The sequence below is a fragment of the Sphingobium estronivorans genome, from assembly GCF_008692605.1.
GTDB classification, from domain to species: Bacteria; Pseudomonadota; Alphaproteobacteria; order Sphingomonadales; family Sphingomonadaceae; genus Sphingobium; species Sphingobium estronivorans.
Genome location: NZ_LFCT01000021.1, coordinates 1 through 15,706 on the forward strand (window position 1 = coordinate 1; position 15,706 = coordinate 15,706).

The 15,706-nt window shown below is 63.2% G+C and carries 8 protein-coding genes; 5 read left to right on the forward strand and 3 right to left on the reverse strand.

Features of this window, described 5'->3' with window-relative positions:
* Nucleotides 1-37 precede the first annotated feature (37 nt).
* From F7P65_RS14990 to F7P65_RS15010, 5 genes are all read left to right on the forward strand, one after another.
* Nucleotides 38-814 carry an SDR family NAD(P)-dependent oxidoreductase gene (locus tag F7P65_RS14990; RefSeq protein WP_150293116.1) on the forward strand — a complete coding sequence of 259 codons (777 nt, stop codon included), beginning with the start codon at nucleotides 38-40 and terminating at the stop codon, nucleotides 812-814.
* A 5-nt stretch (nucleotides 815-819) separates the two neighbouring features.
* A complete protein-coding gene (locus tag F7P65_RS14995; RefSeq protein WP_150293118.1) occupies nucleotides 820-1,848 on the forward strand; it encodes a zinc-binding dehydrogenase in 1,029 nt (342 codons plus the stop codon).
* A gap of 52 nt (nucleotides 1,849-1,900) precedes the next feature.
* Nucleotides 1,901-4,267 (forward strand): arylsulfatase, encoded by a 2,367-nt coding sequence (locus F7P65_RS15000; RefSeq protein ID WP_150293120.1) that lies wholly within the window; start codon nucleotides 1,901-1,903, stop codon nucleotides 4,265-4,267.
* A 7-nt stretch (nucleotides 4,268-4,274) separates the two neighbouring features.
* Nucleotides 4,275-6,611: a membrane-bound PQQ-dependent dehydrogenase, glucose/quinate/shikimate family gene (locus F7P65_RS15005; protein ID WP_150293122.1), complete on the forward strand. Its 2,337-nt coding sequence runs from the start codon at nucleotides 4,275-4,277 to the stop codon at nucleotides 6,609-6,611.
* Between the two features lie 320 nt (nucleotides 6,612-6,931).
* The gene (locus F7P65_RS15010; protein WP_240334315.1) at nucleotides 6,932-9,469 is read left to right on the forward strand and encodes a TonB-dependent receptor; all 2,538 of its coding nucleotides are present in this window, start codon (nucleotides 6,932-6,934) and stop codon (nucleotides 9,467-9,469) included.
* A gap of 91 nt (nucleotides 9,470-9,560) precedes the next feature.
* Here the strand turns inward: F7P65_RS15010 and F7P65_RS15015 are convergent, their stop codons facing one another.
* From F7P65_RS15015 to F7P65_RS15025, 3 genes are read right to left on the reverse strand one after another with little or no spacing between them, the layout of a single operon-like run.
* On the reverse strand, nucleotides 9,561-11,387 hold the full coding sequence (locus F7P65_RS15015; protein ID WP_150293126.1) for a response regulator: 1,827 nt from the start codon (nucleotides 11,385-11,387) through the stop codon (nucleotides 9,561-9,563).
* Nucleotides 11,377-12,252 (reverse strand): CheR family methyltransferase, encoded by an 876-nt coding sequence (locus F7P65_RS15020; protein ID WP_150293128.1) that lies wholly within the window; start codon nucleotides 12,250-12,252, stop codon nucleotides 11,377-11,379. The genes F7P65_RS15015 and F7P65_RS15020 overlap by 11 nt, the downstream gene beginning before the upstream one ends.
* Entirely contained in the window at nucleotides 12,237-15,638 is a 3,402-nt protein-coding gene (locus F7P65_RS15025; protein WP_150293129.1) for a response regulator, read from the reverse strand. The genes F7P65_RS15020 and F7P65_RS15025 overlap by 16 nt, the downstream gene beginning before the upstream one ends.
* Nucleotides 15,639-15,706 lie beyond the last annotated feature (68 nt).

Consider the following 15,706-nt stretch of genomic DNA (forward strand, 5'->3'; position numbering starts at 1 on the left):
CGGCGGCGTCTACATGCCCTGAAAAAAAGGATCGACTATGCGGTTGGAAAATCAAATTGCCATCGTCACCGGTGCAGGCGGCTTCGGCGGCATCGGGGCAGCGATCGCCCGCCGCATGGTGGCGGAAGGAGCGACGGTGTTCATCTGCGACATCGACCTGGCCAAGGCAGAAGAGGTCGCCACGTCGCTGGGTGACAACGCCATTCCCTGGGCCTGCAACGTCACCAACGCGGACGAGGTAAACGCGATGGTGGATGAGGCCGTCCGGCGCTTTGGCAGGCTCGACATTCTCGTCAACAATGTCGGCTTCACCACGCCCGGCTTCCTGGGTGAGCTGTCCGATGAGGACTGGCATCGGGTGGTGAATGGCAACCTGTCCTCGACCTTCTACGGCGTTCGTGCGGCGCTCCGGCCGATGCGGGCGCAAAAGAGCGGCTCGATCGTCAATATCAGTTCGGCGGCAGGCATTGGCGGCGCGCCGGGTCTGGGCGTCTATGGCGCGGCGAAAGCCGGCGTGATCAGCCTCACTCAAACCGCGGCGGTGGAGAATTTCAAGAGCGGCGTGCGCATCAACTGCGTGCTGCCCAACGCAGCGACCAAGCCTTTGTTGGCCTGGTTCGAGGCGACCGAGAGCGGCAAGGAAACACGCGAACGGATCGAAGCCTATGCGCGTTGCGGCGAACCTGAGGAGATCGCGGCAGCGGTGCTGTTTCTGGCGTCGCCCGATGCCAGTTATGTCAACGGCGCGGTGCTGCCCGTCGATGGCGGCCTGTCGGCCCGCGTGGGATGCATCGACGCCAAGATAGAAGGATAAGACCCATGCGCGCCGCCTTTTTTCAGGAGATAGGGAAGCCGCTGTCGGTGGGGTCGGTGGCCGACCCCACACCGCAAGCGGATGAGGTGATCATCGGGGTGGCGCGCGCGGGCATCTGCGGTTCCGACCTTCATATCACGCAATATGGCGCGGTGCCGCCGGGCACCGTGCTGGGGCATGAATTTGCCGGCGAGATCGTGGCGTTGGGCACCGGCATCAAGGGCGACTGGAAGGTCGGCGACCGGGTGACGGCGCTGCCGCTCCACGCCTGCCATCAGTGCGACGCCTGCGACATGGACTTGCCCGCGCTCTGTTCGCAGGGGCAGTTCACCGGCACGCAGGCGAACAAGCCCGGCGCTTATGCGCAGTTCGTCGCCGCCCGCGCGTCGATGCTCCAGCGGCTTCCGACTGGCGTGTCGGTCGACGAAGGTGGCATGGTCGAGCCGCTCGCGGTCGCGCATCACACCGTCGAACTGGGTCGGATCGGCAAGGGCGAAGCGGTTCTGGTGATCGGCGCGGGGCCGATCGGCGCGGCGGTCACGCTGTTCGCCCGGTTGGCGGGCGCCGCGCATGTCGTCGTCAGCGAACCCGCCGCGACCCGTCGGGCGCTGGCGATGGATCTGGGCGCGACGGCCACGATCGATCCGAAGGCGGAAGATGTCGGCGCCCGTTTCCGCGCGCTGACCGGCTGTGCGCCGCACGTCGTGTTTGAATGCGTCGGTATTCCCGGTCTCATTCAACAGACCATCCAGTTGGCTGGCGTCCGTGGCCGTGTGGTGGTGGCCGGCGTCTGCTTTGGCGAGGACAGCATCACCCCGCTCGTCGGCTTTAGCAAGGAAGTGAATGTCCAGTTCGCCCAATGCTATACCGAAAAGAATTTCGAGCAGGTGATCGATCTGATCGCGCGCGGAGTGGCGAAAGTCACGCCGATGCACACGAAGACAATCGGCTTTGCCGAGTTGCCGGAAACCTTCGAAGCGCTGCGCACGGCTGTCGGCCAGTGCAAGGTGTTGATTGACCCGACAAGAGCATAACCGCCCCCCAAGCAACAAGCTGAAGGGGCACAGCGATAGTATGGAGAGGCAAATGCGGCACGGTTTGGGTTCACGGCATTGGTTCGTGTCGGCGGCGTTGGTGGGCCTGGTGTGTGCCGGGGTTCCCGTCCAGGGCCGCGCCGCCCCGGGGGGCGAAGTCATTCTGCCCAAGCCGCCGCAACCCTTCGCGGGCAAGATCGGGCCGACCGTCGCCCAATCCGTCCCCGCCGCCGCCGTGCCGGTCAAGGCGCCCGCCGGAGCGCCCAACATATTGCTGGTGATGACCGACGATGTCGGCTTCGGCGCGGCATCGACCTTTGGCGGGCCGATCCCGACGCCCAATCTCGATCGTCTGGCGTCGCGCGGGCTCAAATATAACCGCTTCCACACCACCGCCATGTGCTCGCCGACGCGCGCGGCCTTGCTGACGGGACGCAATTCCCATGTCGTCGGTACCGGCGCGATCACCGATTTCGCCATGGACTTCCCCGGCTATAACGGGGTGATCCCGAAAAGCGCCGCAACGGTGGCCGAGACCTTGCGCCTCAACGGCTATAATACGGCGATGTTCGGCAAGCATCACAATGTCCAGGCGGGGGCCGCTTCCCGGGCCGGGCCGTTCGATCAGTGGCCGACGGGCCTGGGCTTCGAATATTTCTACGGCTTCATCGGGCCGCAGGCCAACCAGTATGAGCCCCCCCTCTATCGCGGCACGACGCCGGTCCCCGCCGTGAAGGACGAAGTGCTGGACAAGATGCTGGTCGACGATGCGCTCGACTGGATCCACAACCAGCAGGCGGCCGATTCCGACAAGCCCTTCTTCATCTATCTGGCGCCGGGCACGGCCCACTTCCCGCATCAGGCCCCGGCCGACTGGATCGCCAAATTCAAGGGCCAGTTCGACCAGGGCTGGGATCAGGTCAGGACCGAAACGCTGGCGCGGGAAAAACGGATCGGCGTCGTTCCGGGCAACACCGCGCTGACGCCGCGCCCCGACTATATCCCCGCCTGGTCGAGCCTGACGCCTGCGCGGCGGCAGATCAGCGCGCGGATGATGGAAGTCTATGCCGCGATGCTGGCCTATCAGGATGCGCAGTTCGGCCGTCTCATCGACGAGCTGGAGCGCATGGGCAAGTTCGACAACACGCTGGTCATCTTCATCGAGGGCGACAATGGCGGCTCGGCGGAAGCGGGCGTCGACGGCAACATGAACATGCTGGGCACCTTCTTCAACGGCGTGAAGGAGAGCGACGAGGAACTGCTGGCGCGGCTGGACGAGTTGGGCGGGAAGCGCTCCTTTGAAAATTATCCGGCGGGCTGGGCCTGGGCGATGGGGTCGCCCTTCCAGTGGACCAAGACCTATGCCTCGCATCTGGGCGGCAGCCGCAACGGGCTCGTTATTTCCTGGCCCGACCATATCAAGGAACGGGGCCTGCGCACGCAGTTCCACCATGTCATCGATATTGCGCCGACCATATTGGAAGCGGCGGGCCTTCCCCAGCCCGATGTCGTCGACGGTGCGCGGCAGCGGCCGATGGACGGCGTGGGCATGAGCTACAGCTTTGCCGACCCCAAGGCGCCAAGCCATCGGCACACGCAATATTTCGAGCTGATCGGCAATCGCGGCATCTATCATGACGGCTGGTGGGCCGGCACGACGCCGCAGAATATCAACTACAACCGCAAGGGCACGCCGATCCCCGACTGGCCCTGGGAACTCTACAATCTGGACAAGGATTTTTCGCAGAGCCATGATCTTGCGAAATCCAATCCGCAGAAGTTGGCCGAAATGAAGGCATTGTTCGCCGCCGAAGCGGAACGCAATAATGTCTTTCCAGTCGACGACCAGGTCGACAAGCGCGCGGCAGCCGTCCTCGCCCATTCGAAACCCAAAAGCCATTATGTCTATTGGGGCAAGAATATCAGCGTTCCTTTCGATACCGGGCCTCGTCTGACCGGCAGCTTCACGCTGACGGCCCAAATCCGAACCGCCAGCGGCGCGCAGGACGGGGTTCTGGCGGCGCTGGGCGGTCATTTCGGGGGCTGGAGCTTTTATCTGAAGAACGGGCTTCCGGTCGTCACCATGGCCGGATCCACACAGGCCGAGCGGGTGTTTCGCGTCGCGGGGCGCGAACCTGTCCCTTCGGGAGCGGCGACGGTCCGCTATGATTTCACCGCCGACAAGGGGCCAGGCAGCGGCGGGCTGATGCGCATCAGCGTCAACGACCGCGAAGTGGCATCGGGCCGGATCGAACGGGCGCTAGTGATGCCGACAGAGATCACCGACACGTTCGACATCGGCCTCGATGCCGGCACCCCGGTCACCGACGACTATACGGGCCCAGCCGCGTTCAAGGGCGACATCGTCAAGCTGGAAATAGATCCCAAGGGCGCGGGCGCGCCGGCCGGGCAGGAGTGACGAAGACATGACGAAAAAGCGACTGGCTTTGTGGCCGCTGGGTATCCTGCTGATCTTGGTCGGCGTGTTGCTGACGGCGGGCGGAGGCTGGCTCGCGGCCTTGGGCGGGTCGCTTTATTACCTGCCGACAGGGCTTGCCTGCCTGCTGTCGGGCGTCTTCATCTGTCGCGGCAACAGGCTTGGTCTGTGGCTCTATCTCATCGTCTTGACGGCGACGCTGGTCTGGGCATTGGCCGAGGTCGGTTTGCAATTCTGGCTTTTGCTGCCTCGCCTTGGCGGCCCCGTGGTCCTGGGTCTCTACATGCTGACGCCCTGGGTCCGCCATGCCTTCGGTCCTGAACGGGCCTCGAGGGAACCGCCTGCGACCCGCTCCAGGTCACGCGCGCCTGTCGCCGTGGCGGTGGCGCTGCTCATCGTCGGCATCGCCGCGCTGACGCTGCACTGGCAGGGGGGAACCGCACAATCGGCCGGTCCGCTCACGCCGCAGGCCGCGACGAATTGGTCCGACTATGCCGGCAGCAAAGCGGGCCAGCGCTTTTCGCCCGCCAGTCAGATCACCCCGGCCAATGTCAGCGGGCTAAAGGTCGCCTGGACCTATCGCACCGGCGATCTTCCCAAGGACCCCCGTCAGCCGCAGATGTTCGAGGCGACACCGCTTCAGATTGGCGACACGCTTTATCTCTGCACCGGACATAATATCGTCATTGCGCTGGACGCGGACACCGGCAAGGAACGCTGGCGGCATGATCCCAAGACCGCTGCCAACGGGGTCTACACCCTCGCCTGCCGCGGCGTCGCCTATCATCAGGCGCCCGATCCTGCGATCAAGGCGTGCCACAGCCGCATATTGGTCGGCACCATAGACGGGCGCATGCTCGCGCTCGATGCGCAGACCGGGCAGCGTTGCCAGGATTTCGGCCGCAACGGGGAAATTTCGCTCCATGTCGGCCTTGGCGCCGTCAAGCCCGGCGTCCAGTTCGTGACTTCGCCGCCGATGATCGTCGGCAATGCCGCAGTCGTGGGCGGCTTCGTGCTCGATAATATGGGTACGCAGAATCCATCGGGCGTGGTTCGGGCCTTTGACGTTCTCAGCGGCAAAGAACTGTGGAGTTGGGACGCCGGCCGGCACGATCCCAATGCGGTGTTGAAGCCGAGCGAAACCTATGTCCATGGCTCCCCCAACGCCTGGAGCCTGTTCAGCGCCGACGAGAAGCTTGGTCTGGTCTACATTCCCACCGGCAACCCCTCGCCCGACCATTTCGGCGGCCAGCGCAGCGCGGACATGGACCGCTATGGCAGTTCGGTCGTGGCGCTGGATGCCGCAACCGGCCAGACGCGCTGGTCGTTCCAGACCGTGCATCACGACCTGTGGGACTATGATGTCGCTTCGCAACCGGTGCTGGTCGACATGCCGATCAACGGGCAAACCGTTCCCGCGCTGATCCAGGGGACGAAACAGGGCGAGATCTTCCTGCTCGACCGGCGCACCGGCCGCCCGCTCGCGCCGGTCCAGGAACGTCCCGTCCCGCAGGGAGATATGCCCGGCGAGCGCTATTCGCCCACCCAGCCGGTCTCGCTGGCCTTCCCCAGCCTGGTACCCCCGCCCCTTCGCGAAGCCGATATGTGGGGCGCAACCCCGGTCGATCAGCTTTGGTGCCGCATCGCATTCCGCAAGCTGCGCTATTCCGGCCGGTTCACGCCGCCTTCGCTGGACAACAGCCTGATCTTCCCTGGCAATAACGGCATCATGAACTGGGGCAGCATCGCGGTGGATGCCGAGCGTCAGGTCATGATCGTGCCGACATCCTATATGCCGCTGACCCTGAAACTCATCCCCCGTAAGGAAGCCCCCGCCACGGACGAGATCGTTCTCGACGGGCGCGGCGCCATCTCGCCGATGCGCGGCACACCCTATGCGGTTCGTACCGAGCGTCCGTTCGTCTCACCGCTCGGCCTGCCGTGCAATGCGCCGCCCTGGGGCCGGCTGACCGCGATCGACCTCAAGACGCGGCAGATCCTGTGGCAGCGGCCGCTTGGCACCACGGCCGATCACGCGCCGCTGCGTATTCCCGTGCCCGGCGTGTTCAATCAGGGCGGCGCGATGGTGACGCGCGGTGGGTTGGCCTTCATCGGCGCGGCGATGGACAATTATCTGCGCGCCTTCGATCTGAAGAGCGGCAAGGAATTGTGGAAGGGCCGCCTGCCCGCCGGCGGCCAAGCCCTGCCGATGAGCTATGTCTCGCCCCGAACCGGTAAACAATATGTCGTCATCGCAGCGGGCGGACATGCATTCATGCATACAACCATCGGCGATTATGTCGTCGCCTACAGCCTCGATCGTTGAATTACCGATGAATGGCGGCCCAATCGGCCAATTCGTCTTACGCATTTAAATTTACATGTGAAGTTTGAAAAATCATTTGCGTAAATTACAAGTAATAATTATACGCGATGAGAAGCGACTTGAATCATCGCGAAGAAAAGGCCGGGTTTCCGTCAATGGCAATCCGGCCAAGATGACATATTGCAAATTGGCCGTTTTTTAATGTTGCGGCGCCGAAAAACTTCGCGAACCCGGCATCGGGCGACCGGGAAGCAAGATGCCAGCGCCTCAAAAAGCATTTGATTGGAAAGGGAGAGAAGATGGTATCCGCAGGAACATCCATGATGCGACTGGCATTGCTGGCCGGCACAGCCGTGGCCGGCCTGACGCCGGGGATCGCAATGGCCGCTCAGGGCAGCGAACAGGGCGCATCGCAGGAAAGCGGTCTCACGGAAATCATCGTGACCGCGCAGCGCCGTGAAGAACGCTCCCAGACCGTGCCGATCACCATCACCGCGGTTTCGTCCGAAGGCCTGCGCGAGCGCAGCATCAACAATGTGCAGGGCCTGCAAAGCCAGGTTCCCTCGCTGACCATCGCGCCGAACGGTCAGGCCAATCGCGACGTCATGTCGCCTTCCATTCGCGGCCAGGGCGCTTCGTTTCAGGGTTCGCCGGGCGTCGTCGTCTACCTGAACGAAGTGCCGCTCCCGATCGGCTTCAGCCTCAGCCAGCAGGGCGGGCCCGGCAATTTCGTCGACCTTCAGAATGTTCAGGTGCTGTCCGGCGCGCAGGGCACCCTGTTCGGCCGCAACACCACGGGCGGCGCGGTGCTGCTGACAACGGCGCGTCCCACCGACCGGCTGGAAGGCCATCTGTCCGGCGCATTCGGCAATTACAACATGACCGAGTTCGAAGGCGTGCTGAACCTGCCCGTCACGGACACTCTGCGGGTCCGTCTGGTCGGCGCGTCGCGCGACCGCGACGGCTACACCCAGGACATCCACTGGAACAAGGATCGCGACAACGAGCATTGGCGCATGGGTCGCATCGGCGTCGAATGGCAGCCGGTCGAAGCCGTCACCAACTATACCATGGCCTATTACGGCTATTCGAAGACCAATGGCACCGGCATCGTTCCCATTGCCTTCAACTATCCGCTGCTTCAGGGATTCAGCGCCAGGGCAGCCACCCTGCCCGCCGCCGTCGGGGCCACGCTCAACTTCTGCCCGGCCAGCGGGGCCAATGCCGATCCCAATTGCAACGCCTTCCGCCAGTTGATCGCCGATCAGCAGCAGCGCGGCATCCGCAAGGTCGCTCATGGCTTGGACGATTTCGCCAAGGTCGAAACCTGGGGCATCAACAACAGCACGGACATCGCGCTGGCCGATGGGCTGAAGCTGCGTAACATCATCAGCTATGCCTCGCTCAAATCCTTTTATGCGAGCGATCAGGACGGCACGATCATCAACCTCAACGACACGGGCGTGACGTCGCTGAGCCGGACCGCGCCGAAGGACGATTTCCACCTGTTCACCGAAGAGCTTCAGCTTCAGGGCGAAGCGCTTGACAGGAAGCTGACCTACACCCTCGGCGGCTTCTATTCCAAGCAATCGCCCGGCGGCACGATGCACTATTACGGGACCACCGTATGCGCCCTGCCAGGGGAAGCCGGGTCCCTGGCGTGCGCGGGGGACCGCATCGTCGGCGTGACCAACGAATCGAAGGCGCTGTTCGCGCAGGCCACGCTCGATTTCGGCGCTTTCGTTCCGGCGCTCGATCGCCTGCGCCTGACGGCTGGCTATCGCTATACCTGGGACCGGATCGACGGTTTCACCATCGGCTACAACCCCGCCTTATATTCGGGCACCGGCCCCGACAATGTGAGATGCTCGTTCAACGGTGTGTCGGTGGCGCGCGCCAATCTGGCCAATCCCATCGACGCAGCGACGCCGGGTTGCCGGTATGAAGGGCATCTGCGCAGTTCGGCTCCGAACTGGACCATCGGCCTCGACTATCGCCCGATCAACAATCTGATGATCTATGGCAAGGTTTCGCGCGGCTATAAGGCGGGCGGCTTCAATGCCTATGCGGTCAATCTGGAATTCACGCAGTTCGGTCCTGAATATGTGACCGATTGGGAGGCGGGCTTCAAATCCGATTTCCGTATTGCCGGCCGCCCCGTTCGCCTGAACGTCAACGGCTTCAATATGGATTACAACCACATCCAGCGTGGTCTGGCCGACTTCAACCCGACCACCAACCAGACTGGTGCGGCAACGCTGAGCACTGCCAAGGCGGTGATCCGCGGCGTGGAAGTGGAAACCATGTTCAAGCCGATCGACGCACTTGAGATTGGCGGCAACTACAGCCACACCGATGCGCATTACAAGTCCTTCTCCTATAATGCGCCTCAGCCGGTTTTCGATTGCAACTCGACCGCTTCGAACAATTTCGCGCGGACGACCACCCCAGACCTGCGCTGCATTCCGCTGCAATATCTGGCGCCGGATATCTTCTCGGTCTATGGTCGGCTTACCCTGCCCACTCCGGATAATATCGGCAAAGTCAGCCTGTTCATGAGCTATTCGTGGACGTCCAGCCGCCAGCAGGCCGGCAACCAGCTGGATAAGTTCCCCGGCACGAACGTGACCTGGGAACCGGGCTCCAAGCTGCCGTCCTTCGGCCTGCTGTCCGCGTCGCTGGACTGGAAGAAGGCCTTGGGCACGGATCTCGACGTGTCGGTATTCGGGACGAATCTGCTGAACAAGGCCTATTTCATGTCGAACAGCGGCGTGTACAATCAGGTCGCTTCGCAGTCGCAGATCTTCGGCGAACCGCGCATGTATGGCCTGCGCCTGCGCTATAATTTCGGAAGCTGACAAACTGCCAAAAAAAGAACGTCCCCCTGGTCTTGCCAGGGGGACGTTCTTTGTACAGATGGTACCCCGAAACCGGGATTGAGGCGGGATTTCAGCCCGCCTGCCGTATCGGCATTTCGCCCATCGTCGCAACAGCGCTTAGCAGGGCCTCCGGCTTGAAAGGTTTGCCAATGACGGCCACGCCTTCGAATTCGGCAGGAAGATGATCGCTGTCATAACCGCTGACGAACAGGAAAGGGATGTTTCGCGCGGCAAGGGCATGGACGATCGCGTCCACCGATTGTCCCTGCAAATTCCCGTCCACCAGAGCTCCGTCAAAATCCGCCTGAGCGATCTGCTCCAGCGCCTGATCCACGGTGGAAACCGGCCCCGATACGGCAATGCCCGCATCCTTTAGAATAGCGGTCAGTTCGAAAGCGATCAGTGTTTCATCCTCCACCAGCAAAAGCCGACGCCCATGCAGGTCCGCCGGTTGCTGCTGACCTGTGGCCGACCGCCCTCCCCTGCCAAGCGGGGTGGAGGCGCTGCTCTTGCTCTGCCGAACGCCCGACAGGATTGGCAGCGTCAGGGTCCATCCCATTCCATCGGCGGTGTAACGCGGTTCGGCGCTTCCCCCATCGGCGCGCAGGCTGCGCTCGATCAGCGCCGTACCGAACCCGCGACGCGACGGTGGCGAGACGGCAGGACCGCCCTGCTCCTGCCAATCCAGCATCAACCGCTTGTCCTCTACGCGCCAGTTCAGCGAAACCCGCCCGCCCGGCACGGACAGCGCCCCATATTTATGCGCATTGGTCACCAGTTCGTGCAGGACCAGAGCCAGGTGCAGCGCGGGTTCCGGCTGGAGGTCCAGATCGGGTCCCGTGGCTTCGAACCGATCCACGTCGATGGCGCCAATCGACAATTGGCCCTCGACCAGGTCGCGCAAACTCGCCGCCTGCCAGGTCGCATTGCTGAGCAGCGAATGCGCGCCGGCCAGCGCATGAATGCGACCGATGAAGGTCGGGGCAAAATCGGAGGGACCGCTGCTGTGGCGCAGCGTCTGCGTGGCGATGGCCTGGACCGATGCGAGCGTATTCTTCACCCGATGATTGAGTTCGCCGACCAGCAGTTTCCGGGTATCCTCGGCCCGCTTCCGGTCGGTCACATCGAGTATCTGCAACGCCACGGAAATCAATCCGCCCGCGCCATCCAGCAGTGCGGAACCATAGCATTCGCAATGGAGGACCGCCCCTTCCATGCTGTTAAACTGCAAGGTCATCGATGCACGAGGCCGGTCGCCCGCGATCATTTCCTGAATCAACGCGGCAAAACCGCCGGCGTCCTCCTGATGCAGCCACTTGATCTGCGCAGGGCAAAAACCGGCGACCTCGCTATGCCGCCAGCCGAAAAGACGCTCGGCACCCTTAGACCAGGCGACAATGCGCTGGTCCGCGTCCAGTTCGACAAGGGCAAGCGGCGAATTGTCGCTATGCGCCTGCAACCGGGCCAGTGCGGCGGCATGGCTGTCCCGCTCGTGGGCCAGTTCCTGTCGGTGGCGGAACAGCTCGATGAAAATATCCACCTTGTTGCGGACGATTTGCGGATCGACCGGCTTCAGCAGATAATCGACCGCGCCCGTTTCATAGCCGCGGAAACGGCGGCGCTCATCCGTGGCCACGGCGGTCAGGAAGATGATCGGTACGCGGCGGGTCCGCTCCGTCCCGCGCATCAATTCCGCCAGTTCGAAGCCGTCCATGCCTGGCATCTGCACGTCAAGCAGCGCCAGCGCCACATCATGCACCAGCAGCAGTTCCAACGCTTCTATTCCGGACCCGGCCCGAAGCAGTTCCAACCCCTCACAACGCAGCAGGGCGTCCAAGGCGGCAAGATTTTCCGGCACGTCGTCGACGGCCAATATCTTGACCGGCTCACGTTGCATGGGGGGTCTCCTTCAGGACCATGGTGTTGCGGCGATAGATCTTCTCATCCTCATCGAAATCGGCGAAGGCGGCGGCATGCTGCGAAAAACGCAGCGTCTCCTTCGACCCCAGTCCCAGGAAACCGCCGCGCACTAGCGATTCCCCGAACAATCCCAGCGCCCGATCCTGCAACGCGCGGTCGAAATAAATGAGGACATTGCGGCTGGACACGAGTTGCACTTCGGAAAACACCTCATCGCTGACGAGATTATGTTCGGCGAAAACCGCCCTGCGGCGCAACGAGCGATCAAGCAGGGCGCCGCCATATGCCGCGGTATAATAATCGGAGAGCGAGCTTTTCCCACCCGACCGGCGATGATTTTCCGTGAACTGGGCGATACGGTCCAGACTGTATATTCCCGTCTCGGCCTTTTCCAGCGCGGCGGGGCTGATGTCCGTGCAGTAGAAAATGGTGCGCTCCTCCAGTCCTTCCTCACGAAAGAGGATGGCGAGCGAATAGAATTCCTCGCCATTGGCGCATCCGGCGATCCACACCTTGAGCGACGGATAGGTGCGCAGATGCGGAATGACTCTTTCGCGCAACGCCCGGAAATAGGCGGGATCGCGAAACATCTCACTGACCTGGATGGTGAGGAACGCCATCAGGTCGGCAAAGGCCGCTCCGTCGCGAAGGATGCGGTGCTGGAGCTGCGACAGGCTGGTACAGCCGAAGCGTTGCTGCGCGCGCGCCAGCCGGCGATGGAGCGACCCCCGCGAATAGCCGCGAAAGTCGTAATGATAATGGCGCCGGATCGCCTCCAGCAGCAAATCCAGCTCGATCCCCTCATGGGACGCGATGTCGGGCTCGTTCAGCGCGGCATCCATATGCGCACCAGACTCAGCAGCTTGTCGACATCCAGGGGCTTGGCCAGATAGTCGTTCGCGCCCGCGTTCAGGCATTCCTGCTGGTCGCGCGGCATCGCCTTGGCCGTCAGCGCAATCACCGGCAGATCCTTCCCCCAGGACTGGCTGCGGATTTCGCGCGTGGCCGAAAGACCGTCCATTTCCGGCATCATCACGTCCATCAATACCAGATCGACCGGCGCGGACAGCGCACGCGCGGATTCGTCAAGCGCGACAAGCGCTTCCCGGCCGTTGCGGGCGATGCGGACATTGACCCCATGCGGTTCGAAAATGCTTGTCAGGGCATAAACGTTCCGGATGTCGTCCTCCACGACCAGAATATTTCGGCCTTCCAGCGCCTCGTCGCGGTTCAGCGACTGGGCCAGCAACTGCTGCTGCGGCTCGGGCAGTTCGGACACGACCTGATGCAGGAACAGCGTGACCTCGTCGAGCAGCCGTTCGGGCGATTTCGCGCCCTTGACGATGATCGACTTGGAATATTTGCGCAGCCGCAATTCCTCATCCTGACTGAGATCGCGGCCGGTATAGACGATGACCGGCGGGAAACCCACGCTGTCATCGGCGCTCAGCCGTTCGAGCAGATCAAGGCCGGTGGCGTCGGGAAGGTTCAGGTCCAGCACCATGCAATCGAAAGTATCGCGGCCTAGCATGTCGAAACATTGGGCGGCGGAATGCGCCTCCACCGTTTCCACATCGCGGGACGCCAGCAGCAGCTTGATGCTCTCCGCCTGCTGGGCGTCATCCTCGACCACCAGTACGCGCCGCATCCGCTGCGCCATGCGCGCTTCCAGCCCTTCCAGCATCTCCACCAGGCGCTCGCGCTTCACCGGCTTGAAGAGGTAGCCGATCGCGCCGCTGGACAGCGCCGCCTGGCTGTCATCGTCCACCGATACGACGTGCACCGGTATATGCCGCGTGCGCACGTCGCGCTTGATACGGTCGAGCACCGACAGGCCGGTATGATCGGGCAGGTTCATATCCAGGATCACGGCGTTGGGAAGATATTGCCGCGCCATCAGCGCGCCTTCGTCCGCCGTGCCCGCGATCAGGCATTGAAAGCCCTGTTCATGAACGATGTCGCGCAGGATATGGGCAAAGACCGGATCGTCCTCCACGATCAGGATGACGCGGCTGCCGCCCTCCAGTCCTTCCCGGTCGTCCTCCGCCACGGCGGGACCGCGTGGGCGCATGGGCGCGGGCGCGGGATTGGCTGGACGCGGCCGCACCGGCTCCACCCCGGCCAGCGCGGGTTCGAAGCGTTCCGGCAGGATCAGGGAGAAGCTGCTGCCCTGCCCTTCCGCGCTCTCCACCTTCACGTCGCCGCCCAGCAGGCGAGCCAGTTCGCGCGAGATGGAGAGGCCAAGGCCGGTGCCGCCATATTTGCGGCTGACCGTCCCGTCGCCCTGATGAAAGGCTTCGAAGATCAACTGCTGCTTGTCCGCCGGGATGCCGACGCCGGTGTCCCGGACCGTGAAGCCGATCCGCCCGTCCTCCAGCCGCGCGACGCCCAGCGACACTTCGCCGCGTTCGGTGAACTTGACGGCGTTGGACAGGAAATTCTTGAGCACCTGCTCCAGCCGCTGTTGATCGGACTCGATCTCCTCGACGCCTGGCTGCGCCTCGACGCGGAAGGCAAGGCCCTTTGCCTGCGCCGCCGGGCCGAAGACCGCCCGCATCTTGTCCAGCAACGGCGTCGTGCGGAAACGGCGCGGTTGCAGTTCGAGCTTGCCCGCCTCGATCTTCGAAATATCCAATATGTCGTTGATAAGGGTCAGCAGATCGTTGCCGGATGTTTCGATGGTTTCGGCGTGGCGGACCTGCTCCGCGCTCAGATTGCCGCCCCGGTTCTCCGCCAGCAAGCGCGCCATGATGAGCAGCGAGTTGAGCGGCGTGCGCAACTCATGGCTCATATTGGCAAGAAATTCGGACTTGTAGCGGCTGGCCTGTTCCAGTTCGCCCGCCTGATTTTTCAGCGAAGCCTGCGCGCGCGCCAGATCGTCACGCTGGAGCTGGAGTTGACGGGTCTGGTCCTCAAGCTGGGCATTGTTCTGCTCCAGTTCCCGCTGCTGCGCCTCCAGCCGGCCGGCGGCGTCCTGCAACTGGCGGGTCTGCGCCTCCAGTTCCTCATTATTGGCGCGCAGTTCCTCGCCCTGCGCCTGCAATTCCTCGGCCTGTTGCTGTGTCTCCTCCAGCGCATCCTGAAGCCGGGCACGGAAATGCGCCGACCGCAGCGCGATGCCGATCGCGCCGCAAGCCTCGTCCAGCAGGGCAAGGGTCGCTGAATCCACCGGTTCGAAGAAACCCAGTTCGATCACCGCGTTGACGACATCGTCGGCCGTCGAGGGCAGAATGACGAGATGCCGGGGCCGGTCACGGCCAAAGGCGGAACCGATGGTCAGATAGCGGTCGGGCACGTCGTCGATCACCAGTCGGCGGCCCTCCGCCGCTGCCTGGCCCAGAAGACCTTCCCTGACGGCGAAGTCGAGCGGCACCTCCGCATCGGCCGGAACGCCCAGAGTGGCCATCCGACGGAAATGGCCATCCTCGCCGGTGAAGAGCGCGCCCCCCTGAAATCCCAGATACCGGGCGAGGAATGCCAATATCGCCTGGCCAAGCTGTTCGACGGACTGGTCGCCCCGCATCGCGTCGGCCAGCCCGATTTGCCCCGCCTGCAACCATTGTTCCCGCAGGCGCGCCCGGCTGCTCCGCCGGACCAGCGTGAAGACGGCGATCGTCAGCGCCGCGCCCAGAAGGCCGGACACAAGCCCACTGGTGATGGCGGTCCGCGAGGCGGCCGCCATCTCATCGAGCCGGACCTGACGCAGGCGCAGTTCTTCCCGCGCCATGATATTGAGCTGCGCGCGAATGGCGTCCATCTCACCCTTGCCACGGTCGTTCGTCACCACGGCCATCGCCGCGGCCATGCCCTTGGCGCGCCGCAGTTCGACAGTGTCGCGAAGTTCCGCCAGCTTGGCATCGACATGGCGTTTCAGCGGACCGATGCTGGCCTGCTGGGCGGGATTGTCCCGCGTCAGCCGGGCGACCGTTTCAAGGCGCTGGGGCAAGTCGGCGACCGCCGCCCGATATGGCTCCAGATAAGTATCGTCGCCAGTCAGGATATAGCCCCGCTGCCCCGTCTCCGCGTCCTGGGCGGAGGACAGCAGATCGTTGAGGCCGATCAGGACTTCATGGGTATGGCGGATGGCCCGGTCATTCTCCCCCAGCGTCTGGATGTTGAGATAGGCGACAGCACCGCTGATGAGGAAAAAAGCCAGCCCCAGAACCAGACCGATAAATGACCATGCGTCCAGGCGCGATCCGAACCGGGCTTCTTCTGATTTTTTCATATCCGTCGGATCTCGCGAAAAGGGCACTGAATTTTTGCCTAGCGATTTTTCGGGCAAGGAATCAAGCG